17 protein-coding genes and 1 pseudogene are annotated in these 17778 nt (G+C 66.9%); 12 read left to right on the forward strand and 6 right to left on the reverse strand.

Annotated elements, in window-relative coordinates; genetic code table 11:
* Positions 1-196 precede the first annotated feature (196 nt).
* A complete protein-coding gene (locus tag JYG37_RS29645; protein WP_235356225.1) occupies positions 197-1006 on the reverse strand; it encodes a hypothetical protein in 810 nt (269 codons plus the stop codon).
* A gap of 386 nt (positions 1007-1392) precedes the next feature.
* Between JYG37_RS29645 and JYG37_RS29650 the strand changes: the two genes are divergently transcribed.
* The 3 genes and pseudogenes from JYG37_RS29650 to JYG37_RS29660 all read left to right on the forward strand — a co-directional run.
* The gene (locus JYG37_RS29650) at positions 1393-2604 is read left to right on the forward strand and encodes a porin (protein ID WP_089489379.1); all 1212 of its coding nucleotides are present in this window, start codon (positions 1393-1395) and stop codon (positions 2602-2604) included.
* A gap of 420 nt (positions 2605-3024) precedes the next feature.
* Entirely contained in the window at positions 3025-3516 is a 492-nt protein-coding gene (gene pal, locus JYG37_RS29655; protein WP_050014064.1) for a peptidoglycan-associated lipoprotein Pal, read from the forward strand.
* Positions 3517-3885: 369 nt separating this feature from the next.
* A pseudogene (locus JYG37_RS29660) lies at positions 3886-4878 on the forward strand (FAD-dependent oxidoreductase); the annotation flags it as partial.
* 87 nt (positions 4879-4965) lie between these two features.
* On the opposite strand, the gene JYG37_RS29665 reads toward JYG37_RS29660, so the two are convergent.
* Positions 4966-6819 carry an ABC transporter ATP-binding protein gene (locus JYG37_RS29665; protein WP_050015598.1) on the reverse strand — a complete coding sequence of 618 codons (1854 nt, stop codon included), beginning with the start codon at positions 6817-6819 and terminating at the stop codon, positions 4966-4968.
* Positions 6820-7116: 297 nt separating this feature from the next.
* Here JYG37_RS29665 and JYG37_RS29670 point away from each other — a divergent pair, with 297 nt between their 5' ends.
* From JYG37_RS29670 to JYG37_RS29695, 6 genes are all read left to right on the forward strand, one after another.
* Positions 7117-7683 (forward strand): TetR/AcrR family transcriptional regulator, encoded by a 567-nt coding sequence (locus JYG37_RS29670; RefSeq protein ID WP_050015596.1) that lies wholly within the window; start codon positions 7117-7119, stop codon positions 7681-7683.
* A 226-nt stretch (positions 7684-7909) separates the two neighbouring features.
* Positions 7910-8338, forward strand: a complete 429-nt coding sequence (locus JYG37_RS29675) for an organic hydroperoxide resistance protein (protein WP_050015594.1) — start codon at positions 7910-7912, stop codon at positions 8336-8338.
* 54 nt (positions 8339-8392) lie between these two features.
* The gene (locus JYG37_RS29680; RefSeq protein ID WP_050015592.1) at positions 8393-9421 is read left to right on the forward strand and encodes an alpha/beta hydrolase; all 1029 of its coding nucleotides are present in this window, start codon (positions 8393-8395) and stop codon (positions 9419-9421) included.
* Between the two features lie 228 nt (positions 9422-9649).
* A complete protein-coding gene (locus tag JYG37_RS29685; RefSeq protein ID WP_089490138.1) occupies positions 9650-10021 on the forward strand; it encodes a CidA/LrgA family protein in 372 nt (123 codons plus the stop codon).
* Positions 10018-10752: an LrgB family protein gene (locus tag JYG37_RS29690; RefSeq protein ID WP_050015589.1), complete on the forward strand. Its 735-nt coding sequence runs from the start codon at positions 10018-10020 to the stop codon at positions 10750-10752. The genes JYG37_RS29685 and JYG37_RS29690 overlap by 4 nt, the downstream gene beginning before the upstream one ends.
* 230 nt (positions 10753-10982) lie before the next feature.
* The gene (locus JYG37_RS29695) at positions 10983-11291 is read left to right on the forward strand and encodes a hypothetical protein (RefSeq protein WP_050015587.1); all 309 of its coding nucleotides are present in this window, start codon (positions 10983-10985) and stop codon (positions 11289-11291) included.
* 106 nt (positions 11292-11397) lie between these two features.
* Here JYG37_RS29695 and wrbA read toward each other — a convergent pair whose 3' ends face one another.
* Together wrbA and JYG37_RS29705 are read right to left on the reverse strand one after the other, a co-directional pair.
* Complete coding sequence (gene wrbA, locus JYG37_RS29700; RefSeq protein WP_124592565.1) at positions 11398-12000, reverse strand: NAD(P)H:quinone oxidoreductase; 603 nt, start codon at positions 11998-12000, stop codon at positions 11398-11400.
* 61 nt (positions 12001-12061) lie between these two features.
* On the reverse strand, positions 12062-12787 hold the full coding sequence (locus tag JYG37_RS29705; RefSeq protein ID WP_050015583.1) for a pirin family protein: 726 nt from the start codon (positions 12785-12787) through the stop codon (positions 12062-12064).
* Between the two features lie 129 nt (positions 12788-12916).
* On the opposite strand from JYG37_RS29705, the gene JYG37_RS29710 reads away from it, so the two are divergent.
* Positions 12917-13834, forward strand: a complete 918-nt coding sequence (locus JYG37_RS29710; RefSeq protein ID WP_089490136.1) for a LysR family transcriptional regulator — start codon at positions 12917-12919, stop codon at positions 13832-13834.
* 92 nt (positions 13835-13926) lie between these two features.
* A complete protein-coding gene (locus JYG37_RS29715) occupies positions 13927-15048 on the forward strand; it encodes a Fic family protein (protein WP_213346882.1) in 1122 nt (373 codons plus the stop codon).
* A 2-nt stretch (positions 15049-15050) separates the two neighbouring features.
* Here JYG37_RS29715 and JYG37_RS29720 read toward each other — a convergent pair whose 3' ends face one another.
* Entirely contained in the window at positions 15051-15329 is a 279-nt protein-coding gene (locus JYG37_RS29720) for a hypothetical protein (protein WP_050015580.1), read from the reverse strand.
* Between the two features lie 116 nt (positions 15330-15445).
* On the opposite strand from JYG37_RS29720, the gene JYG37_RS29725 reads away from it, so the two are divergent.
* Complete coding sequence (locus JYG37_RS29725) at positions 15446-16516, forward strand: lysozyme inhibitor LprI family protein (protein ID WP_089490196.1); 1071 nt, start codon at positions 15446-15448, stop codon at positions 16514-16516.
* 16 nt (positions 16517-16532) lie between these two features.
* Here JYG37_RS29725 and JYG37_RS29730 read toward each other — a convergent pair whose 3' ends face one another.
* Positions 16533-17609 (reverse strand): LacI family DNA-binding transcriptional regulator, encoded by a 1077-nt coding sequence (locus tag JYG37_RS29730; RefSeq protein WP_050015578.1) that lies wholly within the window; start codon positions 17607-17609, stop codon positions 16533-16535.
* Positions 17610-17778 lie beyond the last annotated feature (169 nt).

A 17778-nucleotide genomic window follows, 5' to 3' on the forward strand; every position in this document is an offset into this window, starting at 1 on the left:
GGTGATCATGGCTATTTAAAATTTGACATAAGGTGAATTATCGACATTGTCGATTGTGGCAGCCATATCCTAATGTCGTGTTCTGGCCTGTAGGTTGATTGTCCGCACCCTTGGGAGCGCCGGCGACGAACGCGACTGGGACGATCACCATGACGTCCACGTCACATCGGATCAGCCCGCCGTCGTCCGCCTCGATTCAACACGGCACCCGACCACCCACACCGTTGCCCATCATCGTGCACCAGCGCTGCGTGTCCTGTTGCGGTGCCGGATACGGCAACCCGGTCCGCGGATCGATCGAGTCCAGCGGATTCGGGCCGGGCGGATGGTTTGCCGCGTGCATCGCGGCGTTCTCCGCCATCTGTTTCGCGGTCGCCGCGTTCTGTCGAGCGAGGTCCGCCTTCTGCGCGTCGTCCAGCTTCTTCGTCATGGTCACCAGCCGCGCGAACTGCGGATCGCGAACATCCTGCAGCGGCGGCAAAGGCGGTGCGAACGGCATGAAAAGCAACGGCCCGTCATATCGCGGCACCGCCAGTTTCGACGGCTTGCCGAAATCCGCGGCCATGCTGATCTCCCACATGCCGGCGTTCATGCCGAGCGCGTGTTCGTAGTGTCGGTTCACGTCCGCCAGGCTGAGCGGCCCGGACGGTGCAGGCAATGGTTGCAGGGATGGCGGCAACGTCTGCCGGGTGGCAGGATAGATTGCGCGAACCCAGCTCACCGCAGCGAGCGAGTATTGATAGAGAACCGCGTCGTACTTTTCCAGCACCTGCGCTCGACTATAGTTGCCGGGATTCTGGAAAACGGGCTTGTACGCCGCGAGACTGTCGATGTATCGCATGTTCGCATTTCGCTGCTCCGCAACGAACTGCTGCTGAGGGTCGACCGGCGCAGATGAAGACAGCGCAGCGCAGCCCGACAGCAGACTGACGACGAATGCAACACCGGCCGTCGTTCGGGACACCAACCGGATGGGACGCAAGATAGGGGACATCGGAAACGCCATGGAGACTCGACAGGTTTTCGTGAATCGGCGCGCTGCCGACAGCGGTCGGCATGCGCCACGCGCGCCCTATTCTGCCCTGCTCCATGTCGTTCCAGGTGGAATCGCGTCCGATCGTGGTGGATTCCGGTCTCGGGATTTCTACGGCGAGCGTTCGGGCCGGGTCTAGACGTTCGGCACACCACCGTCGCGCGATGGCGCGCCGAACCCTACGCACCGTCTCAGCCGCTCCTTCCCGACCGTCTCCCCGCAAGTCGCCCTACCGCGATTCCGAGTGATTGGGCAGAGGACCTTTCCTGTGCAACGCCTTAATCGACCGCCGCACGATCTCCAATAATGGCCGCTCGATCCGTCGGCCGCCAGGCCGGCCCAACAACAACAAAACGCCTATGCATTCCTGCCAAACGAACCAGCATGCCGGCACACGCGTCGCGGGGACCGTCATTGCCGCCTGCCTGACCGGCTTCGTGTCGGATGTCGCGCTTGCCCAGAGCAGCGTGACGCTGTACGGCCTGATCGACACGTCGATCACCTACTCCACCAACCAGCGCACGCGCGGTGCCGGCTCGCCCGGCAGCGGCGGCGTCGCGATGACGAGCGGCGCATTGAATGCGTCGCGCTGGGGGCTGCGCGGTCGCGAGGATCTCGGCGGCGGACTGGCCGCGGTCTTCTCGCTCGAAAACGGCTTCTCTGGCACGACCGGCAAGCTGTCGCAGAAAGGCGTCGATCTGTTCGGCCGCCAGGCGTGGCTCGGCGTGGAATCCAGGACGGCCGGCGCGCTGACCTTCGGCCGCCAGTACGACCTGATCCTCGATTTCGTGACGCCGCTCGGCGCGTCCGGCCCCGGCTGGGGCGGCAACCTTGCGGTCCACCCGTACGACAACGACGATTCGAACCGCAACCTGCGCATCAATAACGCGGTGAAGTACACGAGCCCGACGGTTCGCGGGTTGACCTTCGGCGCGATGATCGGGTTTTCGAACACGCCCGGCCAGTTCTCCAACAACGCGGTGTGGAGCACGGGTTTGTCGTACGCGAACGGGCCGCTGAAGCTCGGCGCCGGCTACCTGAAGATCAGCCGCGACCGCAACGCGCCGAATCCGGACGGCGCGCTGAGCACGGTCGACGGCTCGGCGACCATCACGGGCGGCAACCAGCAGATCTGGGCGATGGCCGGCCGTTACGCGTTCGGGCCGCACTCGGTCGGCGCCGCGTGGTCGCATTCGACCACCGACGGCGTGACGGGCGTGCTCCAGGGCGGCAACATCGCGCCGCTGAAGGGCGAATCGCTGGTGTTCGACAACTTCTCGATCGACGGACGCTACTTCGTCACGCGCGCGCTGAGCGTCGCCGCCGCGTACACGTACACGATTGGCCGCTTCGACACCCGCACGGGACAGACCCGCCCGAAATGGAACCAGGTCGTCGCGCAGGCCGACTATGCGCTGTCGAAGCGCACGGATGCGTATCTCGAAGGCACTTACCAGAGCGTGAGCGGCGGCAACGGCAATCCGGCGTTCAACGCGACGGTCTGGACCATGACGCCTTCCGCGAACAGCAATCAGGCCGTCGTCGCGCTGGGGCTACGCCACAAGTTCTGACGATGCGGCGTGCGGGCGGCGCCGTCACGCGGCTGACCGACTGCATTCGGCGAGCGCTTCCTCCATCACCCGATCGCGGTGTCCGGCACCGGCAAGGCCGCGCGCTCTGCGCGGCCTTTTTCGCCGTGGCGGGCGTCGCGTACCGCACCCCAGGCGCGGAAGCAAGAATGCCTCCCGGCTGTCGCGTTTGCGCAAAAAATGCGGAGAAACTGGGCACGTTGTGACATTTTTCCTAATCTGTTTGCAGCGACGCCGCGCTCCGGCGTTCCGGCCCGCAACATTCTTTCATCTGGCGCACCACCGGCTTACGAACCTGCATCACGGCAACGGAGCCGGACCTTTCGCGCCATGGCGACCGGACGGCTGCGTGCGAATGGCACGCGCCCCGCTTTCAACGCAGTCAACCGCTGGAGAAGAACGATGAGCAAAATGAAGCGAATTGCGGTCCTGGCAACTTTCGTCCTGCTGGCCGGTTGCCACCACGCGGCGAAGACGCCCGAGAATGCCGGCGCGGCGCCGACGCCGTCGAGTGAAACCGTCGCGACGGTGACGGCCGACGATCTGAACAATCCGAACAGCCCGCTCGCGAAGCGCAGCATCTACTTCGATTTCGACCAGTACTCGGTGAAGCCCGAATTCCAGTCGCTGCTGCAGGCGCACGCCGACTACCTGCGCAGCCATCCCGCGCGGCGCGTGCTGATCCAGGGCAACACCGACGAGCGCGGCACGTCCGAATACAACCTCGCGCTCGGCCAGCGCCGCTCGCAGGCCGTGGCGAGCGCGCTCGAAACGCTCGGCGTGCCGGCGACGCAACTCGAGGCTGTCAGCCTCGGCAAGGAAAAGCCGGTCGCGCTCGGCCACGACGAGGAAGCGTGGGCGCAGAATCGCCGCGCCGATCTCGTCTATCGTTGATCCAGGCACCGCCGCGGCGATACGCAAAAAGCATGGAATAAGCGCCCCGCCGAAACGTCTTGTCATCGCGCAGACGCGGTTCACGCGAACCGCCTTTCCTGTTGCCTGCGCGCAGCAAGGAGATCGCAATGAAATCGGCAACGTTGGCTGCGGCGCTGATCGCGGCGCTGGTGCTTGTGCTGTCCACGGGCTGTACGTCGTCGGGCAGCGGTACGTCGCAAGGACCGGGCATGAGCCGGTACGGCGGCGCGGGAGGCAGCGGAGGCGGTGGCGGTGGCGGTGGCGGCGGGGGGGGGGGGGGGGGGGGCCCCCGGCCGGGGGGGGGGGGGGGGGGGGGGGGGGGCCCCCCCCCGGGGGGGGGGGGGCGCCCCCGACGGGGCCGAAACGATCTACGAGGGCGAGAACGTCTACATCAACACGGGTACGGTCGCGTCGATCCCGGACGTGCCGGGGCTGCGCGATGCGCAGCCGCTCACGCACGTGGAGGCGTTGCGGCTGACGACGCTTCCCGGGCATCTGGTTGTCATCGGCGGCGGTTATATCGGGCTCGAGATGGCGCAGGCGTTTCGGCGGCTCGGCAGCGCGGTTACGCTCGTCAGCGATACGCCGCGCGTCGCGATGCGCGAAGACGAGGACGTCAGCACGGTCATCCAGCAGGCGCTGACCGACGACGGCATTCGCCTCGAACTCGCCGCGCGGCTCGTCGGCGTCGAAGGCAAAAGCGGCGAGCGCGTCACGGTGCGGCTGGCCGACGGCCGTGCGATCGAAGGTTCGCACGTGCTCGTGGCAACCGGGCGCACGCCGCAGACGGCCGGCATCGGGCTCGAGCTCGCCGGCGTCGAGACGAACGAGCGCGGGTTCATCAAGGTCGACCACCGGCTCGCGACGACGGCGGAGCGCACGTGGGCGATCGGCGAAGTCGCGGGCACGCCGATGTTCACGCATGCGTCGTTCGACGACTACCGTGTGCTGAAAGCCGGTATCGAAGGCCGTCCGGCGAACACCGCGGAGCGCGTCATTCCTTATACACTGTTCATCGACCCGGAACTCGGTCGAATCGGCTTGAACGAAGCGGACGCGAATGCCCGACAGATCGACGTCGGGGTCGCGAAGCTGCCGATGGCTTCCGTGCCGCGGGCGCGCACCGACGGCAACACGCGCGGGTTCATGAAGGCGCTCGTGCATCCGGGCACCGGCGCGATTCTCGGGTTCACGATGGTCGGCACGGGCGCCGGCGATGTGACGACCGCGGTCCAGATGGCGATGCTCGGCGGCCTGCCGTACACGGCGGTGCGCGATGCGATCATCGGGCATCCGATTGTTTCGGAAGGACTGAACCTGCTGTTCGCGACGTTACATTGACCGGGCGGCGGAGGGGCACGCATTGTGCCCCCGGTTCGTCCGACCGGCGATGATCGAAGTGCCGCCATGTTGCCATGGCTGCCCTGCTCACTGCTCGACGCTTTCCGCGTCCGCCGTTTCGCCGAGGAACCCGCCGCTCTGGTGCGCCCACAGCGCCGCGTAGATGCCGCCCGCCTGCAGCAACTGCTGGTGCGTGCCTTCCTCGACGATGCGCCCTTCGTCGAGCACGATCAGCCGGTCCATCGCGGCGATCGTCGAGAGCCGGTGCGCGATCGCGATCACCGTCTTGCCGCTCATCAGGCTGTCGAGGCTGCGCTGGATCGCGACTTCGACCTCGGAATCGAGCGCGCTGGTCGCTTCGTCGAGCACGAGGATCGGCGCATCCTTGAGCATCACGCGCGCGATCGCGACGCGCTGGCGCTGGCCGCCCGACAGCTTCACGCCGCGCTCGCCGACTTCGACGTCGTAGCCGCTGCGGCCGTGGCGGTCGCGCAGCCGGTCGATGAATTCGGCCGCTTCCGCGCGCACGGCCGCGTCCTGCATCTCGCGCTCGGTCGCATCGGGGCGGCCGTACAGCAGGTTTTCGCGCATCGTCCGGTGCAGCAGCGACGTATCCTGCGTGACCATCCCGATCGCGGCGCGCAGGCTGTCCTGCGTGACGTGCGCGATGTCCTGCCCGTCGATCCGGATCGAGCCGCCGCTCACGTCGTAGAAGCGCAGCAGCAGGTTCACGAGCGTCGACTTGCCGGCGCCCGAGCGGCCGATCAAGCCGATCCGCTCGCCCGGCCGAATCGTCAGGTTCAGCCCGTCGAATACCGCGCGATCGTTGTCCTCGTGCGCGAACTGCACGTTGTCGAACACGATCTCGCCGCGTTGCACCGTCAGCTGCTTCGCATCGGGCGCGTCGACCACGCTGCGCACCTTCGTCAGCGTGTTGATGCCGTCCTGGATCGTGCCGACGTTCTCGAACAGCTCGGTCATTTCCCACATGATCCAGTGCGAGTAGCTCGACAGGCGCAGCGCCATCGCGATCACGGCCGCGACGACGCCCGCGCTGGCCTCGCCGTGCATCCACAGATACAGCGCGAGCCCGGCAGAGCCGATCAGCAGCAGCGTCGACAGCAGGTGGTTGACGATCTCGAACGCACTGACGAGCCGCATCTGCGCGTCGCCGGTCGCCTTGAACGCTTCCATCGCGCGGCGCGCGTGGTCGGCTTCGCGCCGCGTATGCGAGAACAGCTTCACGGTCGTGATGTTCGAATACGCGTCGGTGATGCGGCCCGTCATCAGCGCGCGTGCGTCGGCCTGCCGGCTGCCGACCGCACCGAGGCGCGGCACGAAATACGCGCACGCCGCGCCGTAGCCGAGCGCCCACAGCGCGAGCGGTATCATCAGCCGCCAGTCGAAGCTCGCGGCGAGCACGAGGATGCCGATCAGGTAGGCGGTGACGCCGATCACGACGTCGACCGACATGAACAGCGCGTCGCGCACCGCCAGCGCGGTCTGCATGATCTTGGTCGTCACGCGGCCCGCGAACTCGTTCGCGTAGAACGACAGGCTCTGGTCGAGCATCAGCCGGTGAAACAGCCAGCGCAGCCGCATCGGAAAGTTGATCGCGAGCACCTGGTGCTTGACCATCGTATGCAGCGCGATCAGCAGCGCACTGCCGACGAGAATCGCCGCGAAACCGGCGAGCGTGCCGAAGTGGCGGCCGCCGAATCCGGCCGGCGTCGACGACGACAGCCAGTCGACCACGTGCCCCATCATCGCGAACAGCGCGGCTTCGTATGCGGCCAGCGCGGCCGACGTCAGCGCGATCAGCAGGATCCAGCCGCGCGCGCCTTTCGTGCACGCCCAGACGAACGAGAAGAATCCCTTCGGCGGCGTGACGGGATCTTCGAGCGGGAAAGTCGGCAGGCGCCGTTCAAACCACGAATACATCGACTTGTTCTCCTTATGCGGCCCGACGCGGCGGGCGGGCCGACGATACCGGGCCGGATGCGAGGCGGCAATCGTGTGCCGACCCATCGTTCCAGCCGATGGACGTTGCGCCGCGATTCGCGTGGCCCGGCGTGAAGTGTCGCATCGATTCGATCGCGCTGCAGGCCGGTTGTAAGCCGCCCCGGCCGTGCGACCGCTTCCTCCGTGCTTGCGCATCGGGATCGCGCCCGGGGCATGGTCATCACGCCCCTAAAAAAATCCTTGACTATCTATCTATGAGTAGATAAAGTTCGATCCATGGAAACGAAACCGACCGTCCGCGAACAGATTCTCGACCACGCGATCACGCTGATGATGCAGCGCGGTTACAACGGCTTCAGCTATCGAGACCTGTCCGACCTGGTGGGCGTGAAGACGTCGAGCATCCACTACTACTTCCCGTCGAAGGACGATCTCGTGCTGGAAGCGGTGGCGGCCTACAGCGACGAAGTCCTCGCGGCCGTGCGGGCGATCGATCCGGCGTTGCCGGCCGACGTGAAGCTGAGCCTGTACACGAAGATGTTCGGCCGCACGCTCGGCGACGGCAATTTGATCTGTCTGTGCGGGATGCTCGCGTCCGACATCGAAACCTTGCCGGAGAACGTGCGGCAGGCCGTGCAGGCGTTCTTCAAGGCCAACGAAAGCTGGCTTGCGGAATTGCTCGCGCAAGGCGCGAAGGAAGGCACGCTGCAGTTCAGCGGCGAGCCGGAAACCGCGGCGCGCACGTTGTATGCGGCGTTCCAGGGCAGCGTGCTGGCCAGCCGGTTGTTTCACACGCGGGCGCGTCTCGAGGACGTCGAGTCCGTCTGGAAAACGCGGTCCTGACGGACGGCGCAAGCAGGGAGGCGGTTCGCCGCCTTTTTATTGAATCTCGTTGTCTATCATGTAGTAGATAGATAATCTGACGCAGGCGGGATCATTCGGCTGCATTTTTTGGGGATGTTTGTCTATCTATGAGTAGATAAACAAATGCGACGCCGATGCGGAATCCGCCGGCACGCCGTCCCCGGTTCGAAGGGTGTTTCATTCACTTGCTGAAAAGGAGTCTGTCATGTCGATCGAAAAAGTGCTGTACCGCGCCCATGCAAAAGCCACCGGCGGCCGCGACGGCCGTGCGACGGTGCCCGAAAGCGGCCTCGACCTGAAGCTGACCACGCCGCGCGAGCTCGGCGGCGCGGGCGGTGCGGGCGCGAACCCCGAACAACTGTTCGCCGCCGGCTACAGCGCGTGCTTCATCGGCGCGATGAAGTTCGTCGCCGCGCGCGACAAGATCGCGATCCCCGCGGACGCGGCGATCGAAGGCAGCGTCGGCATCGGCGCGATCCCGAACGGCTTCGGCATCGAAGTCGAGCTGAAGATCTCGTTGCCGGGCCTCGATCGCGACATCGCGCAAACGCTGATCGACCGCGCGCACGTCGTCTGCCCGTACTCGAACGCGACGCGCGGCAACATCGACGTCACGCTCACGCTCGTCCAATAAGTCGCATTGCCAACCATTCATCGCCATTCGAAGATTCGACCAAGGAGTCGCACCATGAAGATCGTCAAGCCGCTGCTGATCGCCGCCGCCGTTGCAGCCGCCCTGTCCACCGCGCCTGCCGCGTTCGCCGCCGATGCCGTCGGTCCCGATGCGAAGACGAGCGCGTTCCTCGCCGCGCTGAACGGCCAGAAGGGCCCGGGCCTCGAAACGTTGAGCCCCGCGAAGGCGCGCCAGGTGCTGGTCGACGCGCAGAACGGCGTGAAGGTCGATCTGTCCGGCATCGACGTGTCGAACCGCACGATCGAACAGGACGGCCTGTCGGTGCCGGTCACGATCGTGCGCCCGCAAGGCGTGACGGGCACGCTGCCGGTATTCGTGTTCATCCACGGCGGCGGCTGGGTGCTCGGCGATTTCCCGACGCACGAGCGCCTCGTGCGCGATCTCGTCGTGCAGTCGGGCGCCGTCGCGGTATTCGTGAACTACACGCCGTCGCCGGAAGCGCGTTATCCGGTCGCGATCAACCAGGCGTATGCGGCGACGAAGTGGGTGGCCGCGCACGGCGCGGAGATCGGCGTCGACGGCAGCCGCCTCGCGGTGGTCGGCAACAGCGTCGGTGGGAACATGTCGGCCGTCGTCGCGCTGATGGCGAAGGACAAGGGCGGCCCCGCGATCCGCTTCCAGGGGCTGATGTGGCCGGTCACGGACCACAATTTCAACACGGGTTCGTACAACGCGTATCAGCAAGGCCACTTCCTGACGCGGCCGCTGATGAAGTGGTTCTGGGACGCCTATACGAAGAACGAAGCGCAACGCAACGAGATCTACGCATCGCCGCTGCGCGCGAGCGTCGCGCAGTTGAAGGGGCTGCCGCCCGCGCTGATCCAGGTCGCGCAGTTCGACGTGTTGCGTGACGAAGGCGAAGCGTACGGCCGCAAGCTCGACGCGGCCGGCGTGGACGCGACGACCACGCGCTACGACGGCACGATCCATGATTTCGGCCTGCTGAACGCGCTGGCCGACGATGCGCCGACGAAGGCCGCGACGAAGGCGATGGCCAATGAAATCGCGACGCGGCTGAAGTAACGCGGTCGACGGCCATTCGAACTTGAACGACAGGACGGCGGGCACGTTGCCCGCCGTTTTTGCGTGCGGGCGTTTCGTTCATGCCCGGCAGCGTGTCGATCACCCAATCGCGCCCGGCCGCCGGCATTGTTGGTACGATCGCGCGTATCGTTCACGCCGGCGTCGCCAGCCGCCGGCTCATCGGCCGCGCTTGCACGGCAGCGCGGCCACGTTCGGGAGAAGCGGTTCATGTTGCAGGCGTTCGCGGTCTTGCTGATCTTCCAGTGTCTCGGGGAAGGCGTGTCTTATCTGTTCGGCTTGCCGGTGCCGGGCCCCGTGATCGGCATGCTGCTGCTGTTCGGCTTCGTGATGCTGCGCCCGCAGGCGGCCGATGCGATCGAGCCGACCGCGCTCGAGCTGCTGCGTCACCTGTCGCTGCTGTTCGTGCCGGCCGGCGTCGGCATCATGGTGTCGGCCGACCGCGTGCGCGGCGACGCGGCCGCGGTCGTCGTCGCGCTGGCCGTCAGCACCACGCTCGCGATCGCGGTGACGGCGCTCGTCACGCGCGCGTTGCTGCGGCGCCAGCGCCGCGCGGGCGGCACCGCGGAGGGTGCGCAATGACGGCGTTCCCGAAGCTTGGCGCGATCTGGGTCTATCTCGCCGCGAGCCCGCTGCTCGGCCTGACCATCACGCTGGTCGCGTATCTGTTCGCGCAGGCCGTCTATGCGCGGGCGCGTTTCAATCCGCTCGCGAATCCGGTGCTGATCGCGGTCGCGATGATCGTCGTGCTGCTGACGCTCACGCATACGCCGTATCCGACGTATTTCGAAGGTGCGCAGTTCGTCCATTTCCTGCTCGGCCCCGCGACCGTCGCGCTCGCGCTGCCGCTGTACCGCCAGTGGTCGAAGCTGCGGCGCAGCGCGCTGCCGCTGCTCGTCGGCCTGCTCGCGGGTTCGCTGACGGCGATCGTGTCGGCGGTCGGCATCGCCGCGCTGTTCGGGGCGTCGCACCAGACGATCGCGTCGCTCGCGCCGAAATCGGCGACGACGCCGATCGCGATGGCCGTCGCCGCCGAGATCGGCGGCATTCCGTCGCTCACCGCCGTGCTCGTGATCTCGACCGGGATCTTCGGCGCGGTGTGCGCGCGCGGCATCCTCAATCTGCTGCGGATCGACGAGCCGGCCGTGCGCGGCTTCGCGCTCGGCGTCGCGTCGCACGGGATCGGCACCGCGCGCGCGTTCCAGGTCAGCGAGGAAGCCGGCGCGTTCGCTGGGCTCGGAATGGGGCTGAACGGCGTGCTGACGGCATTCGTCGTACCGGTCCTGCTGCCGGTGCTGTCGCGCTGGATCTGAGCGTCGGCCCGCGCCCGCCCCGGGTATCGGTTTCCCCGATGGCGCGGACGGCACGCCGAAAGGGCGGCGCACCCGGCGCGCATGTATCGTTGACGTTATCAGGACAATTCAGGAACGCACACGGACATTTGCGCGCCGATCGGCTAACGTTGCATCGGCGCCGTTGTCGCAAGCCATCGCGTGCACGCCGGTGTCCGACCCACACTCAACAATCGACAAGGAGATCGGCCATGAAGCAGTCTCGCGTGGTTTCGGTGGCAGTAGCAGTAGCGGCGTCGTTCGGTCTGTCGTTGACCGCCGCGCCGGCGGCATACGCGCAGGACGCGGCGGCGTCCGCGCCGACGCAGAAGCAGCTCGCCAAGGCGCAGAAGAAGGCGGCGCGCAAGGCGGCCCGCGCGCGGCACGCGTCGGACCTGAAGGCGATCGGCACCGGCAGCGGCTACCGGTTGACCGGCGATCAGAGCAACTATCCGCAGAATGCCGTGCAGAAGGCGCCCGCGACGAACGCGGCGCCGGCCGCGCCGGCTTCGGGCCAGTAACGGTCGAACGCGTGGCACAGCACGAACGGCGCCGGTCGAACCGGCGCCGTTCGTTCATCTGCGGAAGGGCGGGACAGCAGGACGGCGGGCCCGCGAGCCCGCCGCGTTACGACGCGAGCTTGCTCGCGAGTTCCGCCACGTGCTTGCCCTGGTAGCGCGCGATGTCGAGTTCGTTCGCGCTCGGCTGGCGGCTGCCGTCCGCGCCCGCGAGCGTGGTCGCGCCGTACGGCGTGCCACCGGTGATTTCGTTCATGTTGACGAGGCCGCTGCACGCATACGGCACGCCCACGATCACCATCCCGTGATGCAGCAGCGTCGTGTGGAACGACGTGATCGTCGTTTCCTGGCCGCCGTGCTGCGTGCCGGTCGACGCGAACACGCTGCCGATCTTGCCGACGAGCGCGCCTTTCATCCATAAGCCGCCGGTCTGGTCGAGAAACGTGCGCATCTGGCCGGCCATGTTGCCGAAGCGGGTCGGCGTGCCGAAGATGATCGCATCGTAGTCGGCGAGTTCGTCCACCGTGGCGACCGGCGCGGCCTGGTCGACCTTCACGCCGATCGCGCGGGCCTGATCGACGGGGATCGTTTCCGGCACGCGTTTGAGCGCGACCTCGACGCCGGGCACCGATTTCGCACCCTCGACGATGTGCTGCGCCATCGTTTCGACGTGCCCGTAGGACGAGTAGTACAGAACGAGAACCTTGGCCATGTTGCGAATCTCCGATTAAAAGGGCCCCGCGGTCAGCGGGGCCCGGTTTCCCGAACGGGCATCACGCCCATTCGGCCGTCACTTCGACCGGACGCAGATCGAACACCAGCACCTCGGCGTCCTTGCCGTCGGCGATCGTCAGCGCCTGTTCGCCGCGGATGCGTGCGCCGTCGCCTTCGCCGAGCGTCACGCCGTTGACCGTCACGCTGCCGCGCGCCACGTGCACGTAGGCAAAGCGGCTCGGATCAAGTTCCAGCGTAGTGCTTTCGTCGCCGTCGAACAGGCCCGCGTAAATCCGGGTGTCCTGCCGGATCTTCAGCGAACCGGCATCGCCGTTCGGCGACACGACGAGGGCGAGCTTGCCGCGCTTGTCGTCGGCCGCGACATTCGTCTGCTGATAGCGCGGCTCGGCGCCCTTTTCGGCCGGCCCGACCCAGATCTGCAGGAAGTGGACCGGCGTGTCCGGCGAGTGGTTGAACTCGCTGTGGCGCACGCCCGTGCCGGCGCTCATCAGTTGCACGTCGCCCGGCACGATCACCGAACCGGTGCCCATCGAGTCCTTGTGTTCCAGCGCGCCGTCGAGCACGTACGACAGGATTTCCATGTCGCGGTGCGGGTGCGTGCCGAAGCCGCGGCCCGGGGCGACGCGGTCGTCGTTGATCACGAGCAAGTCGGAGAAGCCGACTTGCTTCGGATCGTAGTAATTCGCGAACGAAAACGTATGACGGGAGCTGAGCCAGCCATGCTCCGCACGGCCACGTTGGTTTGCTGCACGGATATCGATCATGATTTTTTGTCCTTGAAGTCGCCGGACCTCGGAAGTGGGCTCGGCTGTTCGTTGAGATGAATCTTAGGTCAATCGATTTGACAAATAAATCGCTGCAGAGATAATGACTGTCGCTCTGGAGTGGACAATATGGAACTCAACGACCTGAGGATCTTCGTCGCGACCGTCGACGCAGGCAGTTTCACGGCGGCGGCCGATCAGCTGATGCTGTCCAAGCAGTTCGTCAGCCGGCGCACGATGGCGCTGGAGGCGTCGCTCGGCGTGCGGCTGCTGCATCGCAATACCCGCAATCTCGCGGTGACCGAATCGGGGCAGGAGTTTTATGCGCGCGCGCAGCGGATCCTCGCGGAGATCGCCGACGCCGAGCAGGCGATGTCGGTGCGCAGCACCGAGCTGCATGGTTCGCTGAAGATCAGCGCGCCGCTGTCGTTCGGGATCACGCACGTGTCGCCGCTGATTGCCGAATTCCTGTCCGCGCACCCGGCCGTGCGGCTGAACCTCGACCTGACCGACCGGCGCGTCGACCTGATCGGCGAGGGTTTCGACCTCGTGCTGCGGATCGGCTCGCTCGAGGATTCGACGCTGATCGCGCGTCCGCTCGGCGCGTGGCGGATGATCGCGTGCGCGAGCCCCGCTTACCTGAAGCGGCACGGCACGCCGCAGACGCCGGCCGATCTCGCCGGCCACACGTGCGTGCTGTACGGGCGCGAGCGGCGGGTCGGCTGGGAGTTCCGCGTCGACGGCGCGGCGCGCACGTTCGACGTGCAGGGGCCGCTCGTCGCGAACAACGGCGAAGTGGTGCGCGACGCCGCGATCGCGGGGCTCGGCATCGCGCTGCTGCCGCACTTCATCGTCGGCGCGGCGCTCGACAGCGGCGCGCTCGTACCGGTGCTCGACGCGTACGTGCCGCCGCCGATCACGCTCAATGCGGTGTTTCCGCAGCACCGGGAAGGGTTCGTCACGCTGCGCACGTTCATCGGGTTTCTCGCGGAACGGCTCGGGGAGCCGGCCGGGGCGGAGGCGAGCGCGGCGGGCCGGGTACGGTAGCCGGCCGCTTGCGGTGAATGGGGCGCGTAATCTCCGCAGAATTTGCGGAGATTATTGAGTGGTGCGGCGAATGGGTGGATAATCTCCGCATCATGAGCGGAGATTACACCTTCATCTGGGAATCGGCCGACTGGCCGGCATGGCGCTTCGACCTTCCGGCCCTCGCCGCGCCGCTTGCCGACGTCAGCCGTGCGCAAGGCATGCTGGTCGGCCGACTGGCGGATGTCGGCCTGACATTGCGCGACGAGGCGAGCCTGGCCGCGCTGACGGAGGACGTCGTCAAGACCAGCGCGATCGAGGGCGAGAACCTGAATGTCGCATCGGTCCGGTCGTCGATCGCGCGCCGGCTCGGGGTCGACATCGGCGCGCTGGCGCCGGTCGATCGCCACGTCGAAGGCGTCGTCGACATGGTGCTGGATGCGACGACCCATTCGGCCGCACCGGTCACCGAAGCGCGGCTGTTCGGGTGGCATGCCGCGCTGTTTCCGACCGGCTATTCGGGGCTGTCGCGGATCACGGTCGGCGAATGGCGCACGGATGCGAGCGGGCCGATGCAGGTGGTCTCCGGGCCGATCGGCCGGCAGCGCGTGCATTTCGAGGCGCCGCCGGCCGTACGCCTGACGCACGAGATCGAGCGCTTTCTCGCGTGGCTCAACGCGCCGCCGGCCGAGCCGTTGCTGATCCGGGCCGGGCTCGCCCATCTGTGGTTCGTCACGCTCCACCCGTTCGACGACGGCAACGGTCGTATCGCGCGCGCGCTCGGCGATCTGGTGCTGGCGCGCGCGGATCGAAGCCCGCAGCGTTTCTACAGCCTGTCCGCGCAGATCCAGCGCGAGCGCAACGCGTATTACGACGTGCTGGAGCGCACGCAGCGCGGCTCGCTCGACGTCACCGAGTGGCTCGCGTGGTTTCTGGATACGCTGGGTCGGGCCATCGATCATGCGCACACGACGCTCGATGCGATGCTGATCAAGGCGCGCTTCTGGCAGCGATGCGCGGGCGTCGCGCTGAACGAACGCCAGGTCAAGGTCATGAATCGCCTGCTCGACGGCTTCGAAGGGAAGCTGACGACCACCAAGTGGGCCGCTCTCGCGAAATGCTCGCAAGACACGGCGCTGCGCGACATCACGGAGCTCGTCGAGCAGCGCATGTTGCGGCGCTCGGCGTCCGGCGGGCGGAGCACGAGTTATGAGCTGGTGCCGTTCGACGGCTGACGTCATTGCCGGCTCGTCTCGTCCTGCGCGCGAAAGGCGTCATGTGCGTGGCCGATGCAGCCGGTGCGATTGCCAGACGTGTGTGGCAGGTTGCGGCGCATCCGGTTCTCGTCGATGGAAGACGGCGGGCCGATCAGGGGTGACGGCGCTCGCGCGATCGTGTTCATCGGGATCGTCGATCGCGCGACGAAAGCTGCGCTGCGCGACGGTATCGTGCACTGCGGCGCGGGCGTCGAGATAGTTGCGACAACATCGAACGTCGATTGATCGGCGTCGCGCATTCGGGTTACGCTTCGCCGGGCGGCGCCGTGCGTCGCATGCCGGGCCGGGCGTTTTTACCTCGAATGTCGCGTGCACGTAGCTTCTACGGATGCGCGACCCAGCGACGATCAAGCCGATGACCATTCACAACCGATCGAATCCGCGCGCGCACGCTGCACGTTGCGCAAGCGGCAAGCGGAGCACGTACCTGTTATCCGTCGCGGCGGCCGTGTTGCTGACGCTGCTGCCGCACGTCACGCATGCGGCCGGCTTCGACTGCGCGAAGGCCGCGTCGCCGACCGAGAAAAGGATCTGTGCGGACACCACACTATCGAAGCTCGACGGCGATTTGTCGACGGCGTGGAAGCGGGCGCTCGCGAAGGGCGGCGATACGGCCGCGCTGAAGGCCGCGCAATTGAAGTGGCTCAAGCAACGCGACCAGTGCGGCAGCGATGCGTCGTGCCTGGGCGACCGCTACCGCGAACGGCTCGCGAGCCTGAACGGCATGCCGCTGGCCGCCGATCGCTGGCAGCAGACGTGGTATCTCGACAGCGACAACCCATCGTTCGGCGGTGTGCTGACGTTTACCGGCACGGTGCCGCGCCTGCATTTCGAGTTGAGCGCCAACAACGGCGCCCATGATGGCGGGCTCGACGGCAACATCGTGCTGCACGGTGACAGCGGAACCTATCGCCGGGACAAATGCCGGCTTGACTTCGACCGGAAGGGCGGACGCATCCGCGTCACGCAGCAGGGTGCCGATGTCGATTGCGACGCAGGTATGGGCGTCATGTACGCAGGCAACTACGTGACCGCCGCGCAGTCGCAGTCAAAGCCGCCGGCCGACCTGCTGAGCCTCAAGGTCGTCGCGGACGCACAGCAGAACGCGGCCGCGCACAAACTGCTCGGCGCCGACTATCAGACGCTCGTCGACGTGGTCAATCTCAGCGCCGACGAGAAGGACCTCGATGGCCTCAACGCACACGTGACGTCGTACTGGGTGCGCGGCATCGCGACGACGAACGCGGCGATCGTGATGCGCCGCGGCACCGATCTGTGGATCGGGCTGCTCGTGTTCGATGCGAAGAACAACGTCCGGATGCGTTACTACTCGAACGTGCCCGCGTGGAAGAAAACGGTGCCGAAGACGATCAACGCGTGGCACGACAATCTCGACAAGACGCTGCCGATCGACGTGATGCAGTAAACAGGGCGCTGCCCCGCTACGTCTTGTTCTTCCGCGCCGCGCGCGCCTGCGTCCGCGCCGGCGGCGCCGCCGATTCCCGTATGCGCAACTCGGGCTGGACCGCATGGCCGGACCCCGTGGCGCCGTTTTCGAGCGCGTCGAGCAACGCATGCGCGGCTTGACGCCCGATCGCGTCGGTGTCGACCCACATCGTCGTCAGCGGCGGCTGGATCTCGCGCGCGAGCGCGATGTCGTCGAACCCGGTGATCGACAACTGCGCGGGCACGTCGATGCCGAGCGCCTGCGCTTCGAGCAGCGCGCCTAGCGCGAGCGCGTCGTTGCCGCAGATCACGGCGGTCGGCCGCGTCGCCGCGTCGCTGCTGGCGATCGCGCGCAGGCTCGCGCGCCCGAACGCGATCGTGGCCGCGCCTTCGTGCTGATGCACGGGGCGCACCGCGAGCCCGTGCGCGGCCAGCGTGTCGTGAATGCCGCGCAGCCGGGCCTGCACGCGGTCGTTGTCTGTCGACGGCTGCATGATGATCGCGAAATCGCGATGACCGAGATCGAGCAGGTGCGTGGTGAGCCGCGCGAACGCCGCGCGGTTGTCGAAGCCGATGCAGCAGTGCGGGCTGTCGTCGCGGTACGCATACGTGACGACGTACGGCACGCGATGCATCGCAAGGAGTTCGAACAGTTCCGGCGGATACGCTTCGCCGACCAGCGACACCGCTTCGACGCCGCGCGACAGCATCGCGCGCACCTGCGCGAGCGCCTGCGCGGGGTCGTAGTTCGAGCAGCCGAGGAACAGCGTGATGCCGTGCTCGGCCATGACCGTCTGCATGCCGGCGACCTGCGACGCAAACACCTGATCGTCGAGGGTCGGAATGATCGCGCCCGTGATGTGGGTGCGCGTGGACGCGAGCGCGCGGCCGGCCGCATTCGGGATCCAGTTCAGTGCGAGCGCCGCGTCGCGCACGCGCTGCTGCACGTCGGCCGACACCTTGCCGGGATCGTTGTACACGCGCGAGACGGTCGCGGTCGACACGCCGGCCAGTTTCGCGACGTCGCCGAGCACCGAGCGGCCGCTGCCGCGGCGTGCGCGGGGCGTGCTCATCGGTTGCCTCCGCACGTGGCGACCGTGCCGCTGCCGTGTGCCGTCAGAAGCGTCATTGGCGTCATTGTTTACCCTCGATTCATGATGGCCCGCTTGCATTCTCGATCGAGCCTGCCAGAATGTAAGCGCTATCTTGCTGCTGATTCCCTATTATGTCAGACACTTTTCC

This window comes from Burkholderia sp. LAS2 (genome assembly GCF_018417615.1).
Lineage (GTDB): Bacteria > Pseudomonadota > Gammaproteobacteria > Burkholderiales > Burkholderiaceae > Burkholderia > Burkholderia sola.